Genomic DNA, 12886 nt, shown 5'->3' with positions numbered 1-12886 from the left:
TTTCCCGGCCCGCATGCGCGCAGCGCAGGCGAGAGCCGGGAACCAGTGCATGACCTGAACCCGCCGCTATCACCGCATGGACCCTGCCAGTTCCGCCGAACAACGACTCTGGCGTCTATTGCAGCTCGACGTGCACCACGCCCGGCACGGCGCGCAGGGCGCCGGCGATCTGCGGGGTGGCGAGATAGCGCCCGGGCAGGCGCAGCTCCACCTCCTGCGCATTGTCGAGGATGAGCACCATCGACACCTCGCCCTCGCCGCGCTGCTTCAGGCGCTCGCTGACGCTGGCGAGCGGAACTTCGTCGCGCACATAGATGCGCATGCCCTTCTGATGCTGGGCGATGGCCTCGTCGAGCGGCTCGACGGACTGGATGCGGGCGCGCACGTCCTCCCCCTCGACCGAGGCCTGCACCACGAGCACCACCGCCCGCCCGGGCTCCAGCAGATCGCGGAAGCGCTGCAGCCCCTCCGAGAAGACGATGGCCTCGAAATGCCCGGTCTGGTCCGAGAGCATGACGATGCCCATCTTGCTGCCGCTCTTGGTGCGCCGCTCGGTCCGGTCGAGCACCGTTGCCGCCAGCCGGCCCATGGTCGCGCCGGCCTTCACCGCCTTGGCGAAATCCACCCAGCGCTGCACGCGCAGCCGCTCGAGCATCTCTTCGTACCCGTCGAGCGGGTGGCCCGACAGGAAGAAGCCGACCGCGTCATATTCCTTCTGCAGCCGCACGGCCGGCACCCACGGCTCGTAGGGCGGGATGCGCAGCGGCTCGGGGCCGGCGGCAAGGCCGCCGAAGATGTCCGCCTGACCGTCCGTGGCCGCCGCCGCCATGCGCGATGCGAGCGCCATCATGGCGTCGATCGCCGCCGTCGCGCGCGCCCGGTCGGGCTCCAGCTCATCGAACGCGCCTGCCGCGATCAGCGCCTCCAGGGTGCGCTTGTTGACGAGGCGCGGATTGATGCGCGAAGCGAAATCAGAAAGACTTGTGAAAGGCTTGTCGCCGCGTGCTGCAATGATGCTTTCAACCGCCTGACGCCCGACGCCCTTGGTCGCGGCGAGCGCGTAGCGGATGATGCCGGGGCCCACGCCGTCGTGGTCGACCTCGAAGGAGACGCCCGAGCGGTTGATCGACGGCGGCTCGACACGGATGCCGAGACGCTCGGCCTCGCGGCGGAATTCCGAGAGCTTGTCCGTGTTGTCCATGTCGAGCGCCATGGAGGCGGCCAGGAACTCGACGGTGTAGTTGGCCTTGAGATAGCCCGTCTGGTAGGCGACCAGCGCATAGGCCGCCGCGTGGCTCTTGTTGAAGCCGTAGTCGGCGAACTTCGCGAGCAGGTCGAAGATCTCGTCGGCAAGGTCTTTCGTCAGGCCGCTTTTCAGCGCGCCCTCGACGAAGCGCACGCGCTGGGCGTCCATCTCCGCCTTGATCTTCTTGCCCATGGCGCGGCGCAGGAGATCGGCCTCGCCGAGCGAATAGCCCGACAGCGCCTGCGCCACCTGCATCACCTGCTCCTGGTAGATGATGATGCCGAAGGTCTCCTTGAGGATCGGCTCCAGCTTCGGGTGCAGGTACCATTTCTCGGAGGCTTCGCCGCGCCCGTGCTTGCGGTCGCAATAGACCGGGATGTTGGCCATCGGGCCCGGCCGGTAGAGGGCGACGAGGGCGATGAGGTCCTCCAGCCGGTCGGCGCGCATGTCGACGAGGGCCTTGCGCATGCCCGCACTTTCCACCTGGAACACGCCGACCGTCTCGCCGCGGCCGAGGAGCTCGAAGGTGGTGCGGTCGTCGAGCGGGATGCGCGACAGGTCGAGATCAATACCCCGCTGGCGCACGAAATTGACCGCCGTCGTCAGCACCGTCAGCGTCTTGAGGCCGAGGAAGTCGAACTTCACGAGGCCGGCCTGCTCCACCCACTTCATGTTGAACTGGGTGACGCGCATGCCCGAGCGCGGATCGCGATAGAGCGGCACCAGCTCCTCGAGCGGCCGGTCGCCGATGACGATGCCGGCGGCATGGGTCGAGGCGTGCCGGTGCAGGCCTTCCAGCTTCTCGGCGATGGCCAGCATGCGGCCGACGACGGGCTCCTCCTCGGCGGCAGCCTGCAGGCGCGGCTCGTCCTCGATGGCCTTCTTGAGCGTCACCGGATTGGCCGGATTCTGCGGCACGAGCTTGGTGAGCTTGTCGACCTGGCCGTAGGGCATCTCCAGCACGCGGCCGACGTCACGCATCACGCCGCGGGCGAGCAAGGTGCCGAAGGTGATGATCTGCGCGACCTTGTCCTCGCCGTAGCGCTTCTGGACGTAGCCGATCACCTCCTCTCGCCGGTCCTGGCAGAAGTCGATGTCGAAGTCAGGCATCGACACGCGCTCGGGGTTGAGGAAGCGCTCGAACAGCAGGCCGAAGCGCAGCGGATCGAGGTCGGTAATGGTGAGTGCATAGGCGACGAGCGAGCCGGCGCCCGAGCCGCGCCCCGGCCCGACGGGGATGTCGTGCGCTTTCGCCCATTTGATGAAGTCCGACACGATGAGGAAGTAGCCGGGATACTTCATGCGCTCGATGACCGAGAGCTCGAAGTCGAGCCGCTCCTCGTAATCCGCCACCGTCAGGTCGGGCGCCGGGCCGTGCGCATCGAGGCGGCGCTTCAGCCCCTCCACCGCCTGACGGCGCAGCTCCGCACCCTCGTCGCTCTCGGCGCCCTCTGTGCCGGCATCGAACCGGGGCAGGATCGGCTTGCGCGTGCGGATGCGGTAGGCGCAGCGCATGGCAATCTCGACGCTCGACGACAGCGCCTCCGGCAAATCCGAAAACAGATCAGCCATTTGCGCGCGCGTCTTGAAGTCGTGCTGCGGCGTGACGCGGCGCCGGTTCTCGTCCGACATGAGCCGCCCGGCCGCGATCGCCAGCAGCGCGTCATGGGCCTCGTAGTCGTCCTGTTTGGCGAAGAAGGGCTCGTTGGTCGCGACGATCGGCAGGCCGAGGTCATAGGCGAGCCGCAGCAGCTCCGGCTCGGCGGCAGCCTGCTCGGGCAGGCCGTGGCGCTGCAATTCCACATAGAGCCGCCCGTCGAAGGCGCCGCGCAAGGCCTTGAGCCGCGCCTCGGCACTTTCGGACCGTCCCTCGCGCAGGGCCTGGTCGAGCGGTCCGCCGAAGCCGCCGGTCAGCGCGATGAGGCCTCGGCTGTTGGCGAGGACCCGGTCGAGCGGCACATGCGGTTTCTCGCTGGGATCGGTATCGAGATAGGTCCAGCTCGTGAGCCGCATCAGGTTGCCGTACCCCTCCTCGTCCTGGGCCAGAAGGACGATGTGGGGAAAATCGCGGGCGTGGACGCTGCGCTGGGCCGGGTCCTGCTCCTCGAAGGCGACCGACAGCTGCACGCCGGCGATGGGCTGGATGCCGAGGCCCTTCAGCTTCTCCGAGAACTCCAGTCCGCCGAAGAGATTGTTGGTGTCGGTCAGGGCAAGCGCCGGCATCTTGTCGGCGGCGGCGAGCTTGCCGAGGGTCGTGACGGTCAGGGCGCTCTCGAGCAGCGAATAGGACGAGTGCACGTGAAGATGCACGAAGCCGACGCTGCTCAGGATGCTGCCCATCGTTCGTTCCGTCCTCGTCCCTTCGGCCCCGGCGACTCGCTGCTGATCCATCCGATCGCTCGGGAGCGCCGCAGTATCGCCTTGACCGGTCGGCGCCGTCGAGGGTCGGCGCCCGACCGGCTGTGGACGGTCTTTCGATCAGACGGGAGGCGCGCTGGCAACCGTGGCCCAGACGCCGATCATGGTGACGAAGACGCCGAGCGATGCGATCTCGACAAGTGAGGTGACAACGGTCTTGAACATGTCTCGCTCCTCTTGTTCGTCTTATGTTCACCGCTATTCACTGTTTGTTCAAGTCCCGGCGCGTGTTTGAGTCAATAAATCATTACCGTCGCCGGCGCTCCGTGCGGCGTGCCTTCAGGGATGGCGGCGCGAAGCAGCCGGAGCGCGGGTGCTCGCCTGCGCACGGGGTAGCAATCGGTTCGTGGCGACTGTCACCGAGGCACCCGACGCCTCGGCCACTCTCAAGACCGGCGGATCGCTGGCCCCCGGAACCGATAGCGCGATGTCGCGGGAACCGCCGTCAGATGGGCCATTGCGTCATGGGACGCTGGACGCGCAGGCGATCCACCACCCCGCTGACGCCCGGCTCGTTCTCGGCCAAGACGCGGACGGCATCGCGCACGCGCTCGTCGTCGACCGTGCCGTCGAGCTCGACCTTGCCGGCGTTGACCACGACGTCGAGCGACGAATTCGACACCCAGCCCTGGCGATCGACCTCGTCGAGGATGCGCCGGCGGATGTCCATGTCCTCGGCCGTGGCCTCTGCCGCGTCCTCGAGCCGGCGCGCCAGGACGCGCAGGAAATTGGCCCGGCTCACGATGCCGATGACCTTGCCGTCGCGCACGATCGGCAGCCGCTTGAAGCCGCGCCGCTCCATCAATTCCACCGCATCGGTGAGCGGAGCGTCGGGGGCGACGCTCTCGGGGTCGTGCGACATGACGTCGGACACCTTGCGGCCGTGGCTGCGCACATAGTCCTCCGCCCGCGCCGCCGGATCCATGAGGAAGGTGAGCCAGCGCGGGCGCCTGTGCTCGGTGCCGGTCTCCGCCCGCCGCAGCAGGTCGCGCTCGGTCACCATGCCGACGAGCCGTCCGTCCGCGTCAACGACAGGCACGCCACTGATGCCGTGGTGCAGCATCAGCTGCGCGGCTTCGAGGAGCGGCGTGTCGGGACGCACCGTCGCCGCGCCCAGGGTCATGATGTCGCCAACCTTCATCATCGTGCCTCCTCGTTGTGTCCGTGCCGGCGCTCTGCAGCGGCAACCGCCTGCTTGACGGCGACGAAGCTGTCGGGGCTCACGGACAGGGAATGGATGCCGGCCTCGACGAGAAAGGCGGCAAAGGCCGGATTGTCGCTCGGCGCCTGGCCGCACAGGCCGATCTTCGCGCCCGCGGCACGCGCTTCGCCGATGACGCGCGCGATCATCCACTTCACCGCCGCGTCCTCCTCGTCGAACAGCGGGGCGAGCTCCGCCGAATCCCGGTCGACACCGAGCGTGAGCTGGGTGAGGTCGTTGGAGCCGATGGAGAAGCCGTCGAAACGTGCGGCGAACTCCCGCGCCAGGATGACGTTGGAGGGGATCTCGCACATCACGTAGACCTCCAGCCCGTCCTCGCCACGCCTGAGCCCGTTCTCCGCCATGACGGCGAGGACCGCGTCGGCCTCGGCGGGCGAACGGCAGAACGGGATCATGACGATAACGTTCCGGAAGCCCATTTCGTTGCGCAGGCGCCGGATGGCACGACATTCGAGCGCAAAGCCCTCCCGATAGTGCGGCGAGTAGTAGCGCGAGGCGCCGCGCAGGCCGATCATCGGGTTTTCCTCGTGCGGCTCGAACCCGGCGCCGCCGACGAGGCCGGCATATTCGTTGGTCTTGAAGTCGCTCGTGCGGATGATGACCGGCTTGGGGTGGAAGCTGGCGGCAAGCCGCGCGAGCCCGCGCGACAGCCGGTCGACGAAATAGTCCGTGCGGTCGCCATAGCCGGCCGTGAGCGCGGCGATCTCGCGCCGGGCCGTCTCGTCGCGCAGTTCGTCGTAGCGCACGAGCGCCATCGGATGGACGCGGATGGCGTTGCTGATGACGAATTCCATGCGCGCCAGCCCGACGCCGTCGGCCGGCAGGCGCCACCAGCGGAAGGCCGCCGCAGGGTTGGCGAGGTTGAGCATGACCTGGGTGGCGGTCTGCGGGAGGGCGCCGATGTCGAGCGTCTCCGCCTCCACATCGGCTGTGCCCTCGTAGACGAAGCCCTCGTCGCCCTCGGCGCAGGACACCGTCACCTCCTGGCCGTCGTGGAGCAGTTCCGTCGCGTTGCCCGTCCCGACGATGGCCGGCAGTCCGAGCTCGCGGCTGATGATGGCCGCGTGGGAGGTGCGCCCGCCCCTGTCCGTGACGATCGCCGCGGCCCGCTTCATGACCGGCACCCAGTCGGGATCGGTCGTCCCGGTGACGAGAATGCTGCCGTCGACGAAACGTGCGATGTCGCGGGCGCTTTCGATGAGGCAGATCCAACCGGAGACGACCGCGTCGCCGATGGCGAGGCCGGAGGAAAGCTTGCGACCCTTGCGGGTGATGCGGAAGGTGCGGAAGGCATCGGCGCGGCGCCGGGCCTGCACCGTCTCGGGCCTTGCCTGGACGACGAAGAGCTCGCCGGTCTCGCCGTCCCTGGCCCATTCGATGTCCATCGGGCAGCCGTAGTGGGTCTCGATGGCGACGGCCCAGCGCGCGAGGGTCAGGATCTCGACATCGTCGAGCACGAAGGCGGCCCGCTCGGCCTTCGACGCGGGCACGAGGCGGGTCGGCGTCTCGCCGCCGCCATAGATGAGCTTGTGCGCCTTGTCCCCGCAGGTCTTGTCGATGATCGGCGACAGCGCGGGATCGGCGAGGAGCGGCTTGAACACCTGGTACTCGTCAGGCCCGACGCTGCCCTGCACCACGGTCTCGCCGAGGCCCCAGGCGGCATCGATGCGCACGACCTTGTCGAAACCCGTCTCCGTGTCGATGGAGAACATGACGCCGGCGCCGCCGATGTCGGAGCGCACCATGCGCTGCACGCCGACGGAGAGCGCCACCTGCATGTGGTCGAAGCCCTTGGCCTGGCGGTAGCTGATGGCGCGGTCGGTGAAGAGCGAGGCGTAGCAGCGGCGGCAGGCCTCGACGAGCGCCGCCTCGCCACGGATGTTGAGGAAGGTCTCCTGCTGTCCCGCGAAGCTCGCCTCGGGCAGGTCTTCGGCCGTGGCGCTCGAGCGAACGGCGACGTCGATGTCGGCGCGGCCGCTCTCGGCGCACAAGCGGCGGTAGGCGGCGATGATCGCCTCCTGCGTCGCGGCCGGCCAGTCGCCGTGCAGGATGAGGCTGCGGACGGCCTGGCCCGTCTCCGCCAATGTCTGCTTGCCGGAAGCAAGCGCCGCGAGGTGATCCGCGATCGGCGCCCCGAGCCCGTTCGCTGCGAGATAGTCGCGGAAGGCGTCGGCCGTGGTGGCAAAGCCGCCCGGCACGCGAATGCCCTTCGGAGCGAGCGCCCGGACCATCTCGCCGAGCGAGGCGTTCTTGCCTCCGACCCGCGCCACGTCGGCGCGGGAGAGGTCCTCGAACCAGATGACCGGCGGGGATTGCTTCGTCATCGCTCCACTCCCCCTTCCCGGGCCTCCCGGCGGCCCGGACAGGCATAGCCTCGGCCGACAGCGAAGCCGGGGCCTTGAGGGTGATCAAATCAGCCGGCTGTTTCGCACGCCTCGGCCTCGGCATAGAGGCGCAGCACGTCCTCGCGCCGGCACAAGGTGGTGCCCGGCGTCAGCACTGCGGCCGCCCCGGCCGCGATGGCGAGGCGCAGGGCCTCCTCGGGCGAGCGGTCCGCAGCGAGGGCGAAGGTCATGGCCCCGAGAAAGCTGTCGCCGGCACCCACGGCGGAGCGCACGGGCACATGCAGCGCCGGCACGCGCGTGATGCCAGCCTTGCTCGCCAGCACCGCCCCGCCGGCCCCGAGCGTCACGGCCACCATCTCGGCCGCGCCGCGCCGTACCAGCGCGAGCGCGGCCTCGCGCACGCCCATCTCGTCGAGCGGATGGCCGACGAACTGCTCGAGCTCGCCCCGGCTCGGCTTGACCAGGAAGACGCGGGAACGGTCGAGTGTCGCCGCCAGCGCCTCCCCCGAACTGTCGAGGACGAAGCGTGCGCCGCGCTGCGCGGCGATATCCGCCATCCTGGCGAACGTCTCCAGCGGCAAGCCGCGCGGCAGGCTGCCGCTCGCGACGATCCAGCGGCTGTCGGTCTCGCGCAGGAGGGCAAGGCAGGGCTCGAGCTCCGCCACGCTCACCTCCGGCCCGGATGCGACGAAGCGATATTCGAGCCCGGTGCTGCGCTCGTGCACCGTGTAGCTGACCCGTGTCGCCCCGGCGATCGGAAAGGGCCTGCCCTCGATGCCGGTCGGCGCGACGAGCTGGTCGAGCAGCGCGCCGGTGATGCCGCCGGCGAGATAGGCCGCCTCGACCGTGCCGCCGAGCATCGCGATGACACGGGCGACGTTGATGCCGCCGCCACCGGGATCGAACCGCTCCTGCGCCGTGCGCACCTTGTGCGTCGGCCGCACGACCTCGGCCTCGCTCGCGATGTCGATGGTCGGACTGAGCGTCACCGTGAGGATGGGCGCCATGTCGCCTCCTTCTCTGCCTTCATGCCGCTTCAGGTCCGGACGGCTCCTGCGGCTGCACGACGAGACGGTCGTCGAGGCCGGCCACGCCACGGACCCCTTCCGCGACGACGCGCACCGCCGCGCGCTCCGTCTCGGAGCGGACGATGCCGGACAGGTGGACGATGCCGCGCGTCACGACGACGTCGGGCAGAGGGTCCGCGAGCCCGAGATCGTGGCGCAGCCGCGTGACGATGCCGAGGCGGATGGCGGCGTCGCCGGCGGCCGTGCGGTCCGGCGCGGCCGTGACGATGCCCCGCAGCAGGTCCGACCGGCTGACGATGCCGACGAGCACGCCCGCGCGCAGCACCGGCACGCGCTTGATGGCCCGCCGGTCGAACAGCGCTGCGATCTCGCCCAGCGGCGTCCTCTCCTCCACCGCGACAGCGGGGGTGCTCATCACGTCGCCGACACGCCAGCTGTGGCCGGTGACGTAGTCGCGGCTCCTGTCCTGCGCCGATGCGCCCGACGTCTCTGCGGATCCCAGCGCATCGCGCAGCTCGGCCCGGCGCATGAGGTCGCCCTCGGTGATGACGCCGGCGAGCCGGCCGTCGTCGTCGATCACCGGCAGGCCGCTCAGCCCCCGCGCCAGCATGATCTCGGCGGCGTGCCGCACGCTGGTGTCGGGGCGGACGCTCACCACGTCCGTCGCCATGACATCCCTGGCTGTCTGTTCCACCGCTCGCCTCCCGTTCGGCAATGGACCGCCCGGCGCAATCCACGAGGTCTGCCTTCGCAGGCGCGGGACCTTGCAACGCTGGCACGGAGGGAGCCGCCGGGCATTGCGTCAGATCAACGGCGCAGGCGCATGTGCGATTTCGACGCCAGGTTGCGGTCGATCAATGAACGCTCCTGCAGGTGCTCGACTATCGGCAGCGTCACTTTTCGCAGCTGGAGCTTCTCATGCAGCTTTCCCTCCCTCACGATGCCCTCGTCGTCGTGTGCGATGCCCGCAAGGCCCTCTTCCTGCGCAACGAGGGCGACGAGGTCTTTCCCAACCTCAAGGTCGAGCGCCATGCGGAAGCTCCCGAGAACGGCGCCAATGCGACGACCGGCACCGATCGGCCCGGCCGCACGCAGAATGCCGCCGGCCCGGCGAGCGCCGTCGAGGGCACGGACTGGCACCGCGAGGCCAAGGTGCAGTTCGCCGAAGAGACGATGCGGACGCTCGAATCCCTGCACAAGGCGATGCATCCGCCCGGCCTCGTGCTCGTTGCGCCGCCGCGCATGCTGGCCGCCATGCGCGAATGCCTCGCCGACGACATGCGCGCGACGCTGCTCGCCGAGGTCGGGAAGGACCTGACCAAGCACCCCGTCTACGAGATCGAGCGGCTGCTGACGAACGCGTGACCGCCCACGCCGGCGGCCCCGCAACGACGATCCTAGGACCGCCCGCGCCAGCCGCAGGCGGTCCCTTCCTTCTCAGCCCCGGGGGCGATTCAGCTCGCGGACCTCAATGGCCGTTGTTGCCCGGCCGCGTCGGCGCCGGCTCCGTCACCGAAACCGGGTCGGATGCCGGGAAGGTTCCCTTGAGCCCTTCTTCGAGTTGTTCCTCAAGCCGCCGCCGCCTTTCAGCCTCCTCGGAGGCCGGCTTCTCGGGCGGCTTTCGTGTCGGCATCTTGGTACTCGGCGTCTTGGCAGTCGGCGTCTTGGCCTTGGAAGGCGATCTCATCGGCAACTCCCGTTTCTGGTTCCCGCGTCCGAGCCCGCCCCTCCCTGCGATGCGGCGAGCCGCCGGTCGACAGCCTCGGCGAGCGCGTGAAGCTTCGGCGCAACCGTGACCGGATAGGCCGGCGCCGGATCGAGCCGGCGCAGGTCGTTTGGCAGGCGGGACAGGGCCTCGGCCGCAAACGTGCGCATCGCGGCGAGCGTCGACTGCGGTGCGATGCGCCTGCCGCCGCGCATGACGGGCACAAGCAGCGGTGTGCCGGGCTGGTCATCGTCCACCACAGAGAGGATGTCGCCGGCGATCCGCCCATCGGCGCCATGGCTGCGCCAGACCTGCTTGCGTCCGGGCCAGGTGGCCTTGCCGGCCGAGAGCTTGCGCCGCGCGACCCCGGCGTATTCCTGCAGCTTGTAGGCGCAGTCGAGCGCCGGTGCGTCGGAAGAGGTCGTCAGGCTGGTGCCGATGCCGAAGCCGTCGATGGGGGCGCCGGCCGCCAGCATGGCCGCGATCTCCTCCTCGTCGAGGGGCCTGGAGCATGTTCAGCTGGTAGAGGTCGGTGAGCAGGGCACCGGCAGCATCCATCCGCACACCTCGGACAGGCTCCTCGCGGACAACCCGCCTTACGGCAACCGGTGCGGCGCCCGCTGGCGGCCCGCCGCACCGGCCCCGAAGGGTGCCCTTGGCTGGCGACAATGGCGCCTCACGGGCCATCTCGCCTTGATCGACGTCAACGCCGCAGGCGGGGCGGTGTATAACCTTAGCGCATGTTCGCGCCTTCGACATCGCGCCTCAAGGCCGAGCCCGCGCCGGATGTTCCGCTTGCGGACAAGGTGCGCTTCCTCTGCCAGCCGGAGTGCCTCGCCCTGCCCGCATGCACGGTCGAGGCGCACGAGACGCACATGTCCTGGCTGTTCCTGACCGAGCAGCACGTCTACAAGCTCAAGAAGCCCGTGCGGTCCGCCTATCTCGATTTTTCGACCATCGACCAGCGGGCGGCAGCCTGCCGCACCGAGCTGGCGCTCAACCGCCGCCTTGCCCCCGATGTCTATCTGGAGGTCCTGCCGCTCAGGCGGACGCCGGACGGCCTGTCCTTCGGCGCGGTCGGAACGATCGTCGACTGGCTCGTCCTCATGCGCCGCCTGGACGAGCGCCATACGCTCGAGACTCGCGCCCGCGAGCAGCGCCTGACGCGGGCGGACGCAGAGCGACTCGCGGCTCGGCTCGCGACGTTCTACCGGCGGGTCCGCCGCCTTCCCGTCGCTCCCGCCGTGCATCTGGCGCGCTGGCGGCGAGCCCTGCTCGAGAACGAGCAGCTCCTGCGCGATCCGCGCTTTCACCTGCCGGAAGGCGCGATCGCGCGCATCTGCCGCGCGCAGCGCGCCTTCCTCGCCCGGCGGCCGGACATCATCGGCCGGCGGGCGCGCCGCATTGTCGAGGCGCATGGGGACCTCAGGCCCGAGCATATCTGGCTGAGCGATCCCGTCGTCGTCATCGACTGCCTCGAGTTCTCGGCGCAGCTGCGCGCGCTCGACCCGCTCGACGAGATCGCCTTCCTCCATCTCGAATGCGAGCGGCTCGGCGTGCGCTGGGCGGGAGAAGCGCTGCGCCGGCGCCTCGCGCGGCCGCTCGGCGACCGCAGCGGCAGCGGCCTTTTTCTCTTCTACCGCAGCCACCGGGCCCTGCTGCGGGCGCGCCTCGCCATCGCCCACCTTCTCGATGCCGATCCCCGCACGCCGGAGAAATGGCCACGCCTCGCGCGCACCTACATAGATCTTGCCCTTGCCGATGCAGGACGGCTTGAGCGTATTCTTAATAGACGAACAGGTCGGCGAGTGCCTGACCCGTGTGCAGCCGCGCGATCGCCTCGGCGATGAGCGGCGCAACGGGCACGACGTCGAGCTTGTCGCGTACCGGCCCCTCCGGCAGCCGGAACGGCGGCACGCTGTCGCTCGACACGACACGATCGATGGCAGGGTCCGCGAGGGCCGTTTCGGCGCCGGGCATGAAGAGGCCATGCGTCACGCAGGCGATGACGCTCCGTGCGCCGCCCGCCCGGGCCGCCTTCGCCGCACGCGCCAGAGTGCCGCCCGTGCTGACGAGATCGTCGACGATGATGCAGGTGGCGCCCGCGACGTCGCCGACGAAGAGATCGCCCGAGACGACGCCGCCGCTGCGCCGCTTCTCCGCGAAGGCCTTGCCGGCCACCCGGCCCGTCATCGCCTCCAGCACCTCGCGGAACAAGTCGGCCCGCTTGCCGCCGCCGAGATCAGGCGAGACGACGCACAGCGGCTCGTCCCCGAGGCTCGCGGCAAGGTGGCGCACGAGCAGCGGGGCCGCCGTAAGCGCCACCGTCGGCCGGCGGAAGGCGTTCTCGAAGGCGGTTTCGTTGTGCACGTCGAGCGCGACGACCGCATCGGTCCCCATGGCCTCGAAAAGGCCGGCAACATAGCGCGTGATGACGGGATCGAGCGCCTTGGTGCGCCTGTCCTTGCGCGCATAGCAGAGATAGGGCGTGACGGCCGTGACGCGCGCCGCCCCCGCATCCTTGAGCGCGCCGATGAAGAAGAGCAGCCGGCACAGCTTGTCGTTGGCGCTTTGCTCGGGGCCGCCGTGCAGCGCGTGGATCACGTAGACGTCGGCGCCGGCGACGGGCTCGAGCGGCCGCGCCTTGTGTTCACCGTCCTCGAAATCGCGCTCCTCGTGCCGGGCCGGCTCCTGCCCGATGAGCCGCGCAACCGCCTGACCGAGATCCTGCGAGCCGACGAGTGCGAAGATCTTCAGCCGGTCGGCCGCGACGGGCCGCACATCGGCGGGTGACCAAACCGTGGCTGCTGGCATCGCGTGCCTCCTGTCGAATGGCGGGCGACCGAGCGTCCCCCTGCCGACATAGGAGCGCCTGACGGCCGGTGAGGCAATGTGGAGATGTCCTGGGGGATCGGGTGGTTC

The 12886-nt window shown here is 69.6% G+C and carries 10 protein-coding genes; 2 read left to right on the top strand and 8 right to left on the bottom strand.

Features of this window, described 5'->3' with window-relative positions:
• Nucleotides 1-115: 115 nt before the first annotated feature.
• The 5 genes from dnaE to AL346_RS17685 all read right to left on the bottom strand — a co-directional run bounded on the left by dnaE (nt 116) and on the right by AL346_RS17685 (nt 8929).
• A complete protein-coding gene (gene dnaE, locus AL346_RS17705; protein WP_019403668.1) occupies nt 116-3586 on the bottom strand; it encodes a DNA polymerase III subunit alpha in 3471 nt (1156 codons plus the stop codon).
• A gap of 523 nt (nt 3587-4109) precedes the next feature.
• Nucleotides 4110-4808, bottom strand: coding sequence for a CBS domain-containing protein (locus AL346_RS17700; protein WP_019403670.1), 699 nt, complete (start codon nt 4806-4808; stop codon nt 4110-4112).
• A complete protein-coding gene (gene ppsA / locus AL346_RS17695) occupies nt 4805-7210 on the bottom strand; it encodes a phosphoenolpyruvate synthase (RefSeq protein WP_019403671.1) in 2406 nt (801 codons plus the stop codon). Before ppsA ends, AL346_RS17700 begins: the two co-directional genes overlap by 4 nt.
• Nucleotides 7211-7299: 89 nt before the next feature.
• Nucleotides 7300-8238, bottom strand: coding sequence for a 1-phosphofructokinase family hexose kinase (locus tag AL346_RS17690; protein WP_019403672.1), 939 nt, complete (start codon nt 8236-8238; stop codon nt 7300-7302).
• Between the two features lie 19 nt (nt 8239-8257).
• Complete coding sequence (locus tag AL346_RS17685; RefSeq protein WP_019403673.1) at nt 8258-8929, bottom strand: CBS domain-containing protein; 672 nt, start codon at nt 8927-8929, stop codon at nt 8258-8260.
• 248 nt (nt 8930-9177) lie between these two features.
• On the opposite strand from AL346_RS17685, the gene AL346_RS17680 reads away from it, so the two are divergent.
• Nucleotides 9178-9624 (top strand): host attachment protein, encoded by a 447-nt coding sequence (locus AL346_RS17680; protein WP_040405206.1) that lies wholly within the window; start codon nt 9178-9180, stop codon nt 9622-9624.
• Nucleotides 9625-9727: 103 nt separating this feature from the next.
• On the opposite strand, the gene AL346_RS17675 is transcribed toward AL346_RS17680, so the two are convergent.
• Entirely contained in the window at nt 9728-9946 is a 219-nt protein-coding gene (locus AL346_RS17675; RefSeq protein WP_019403675.1) for a hypothetical protein, read from the bottom strand.
• A complete protein-coding gene (locus AL346_RS17670) occupies nt 9943-10440 on the bottom strand; it encodes a hypothetical protein (RefSeq protein WP_019403676.1) in 498 nt (165 codons plus the stop codon). The genes AL346_RS17675 and AL346_RS17670 overlap by 4 nt, the downstream gene beginning before the upstream one ends.
• A 264-nt stretch (nt 10441-10704) precedes the next feature.
• Here AL346_RS17670 and AL346_RS17665 point away from each other — a divergent pair, with 264 nt between their 5' ends.
• On the top strand, nt 10705-11814 hold the full coding sequence (locus tag AL346_RS17665) for a hypothetical protein (RefSeq protein WP_019403677.1): 1110 nt from the start codon (nt 10705-10707) through the stop codon (nt 11812-11814).
• Here the strand turns inward: AL346_RS17665 and AL346_RS17660 are convergent.
• Complete coding sequence (locus AL346_RS17660; protein WP_050996708.1) at nt 11750-12778, bottom strand: ribose-phosphate pyrophosphokinase; 1029 nt, start codon at nt 12776-12778, stop codon at nt 11750-11752. The genes AL346_RS17665 and AL346_RS17660 overlap by 65 nt on opposite strands.
• Nucleotides 12779-12886: the final 108 nt, after the last annotated feature.

Origin of the sequence: Chelatococcus sp. CO-6 (genome assembly GCF_001271345.1) — a bacterium.
GTDB lineage: Bacteria > Pseudomonadota > Alphaproteobacteria > Rhizobiales > Beijerinckiaceae > Chelatococcus_A > Chelatococcus_A caeni.
The sequence above is the reverse complement of the archived record's forward strand: the minus strand, read 5'-3'. Positions and strand labels throughout refer to the sequence as shown.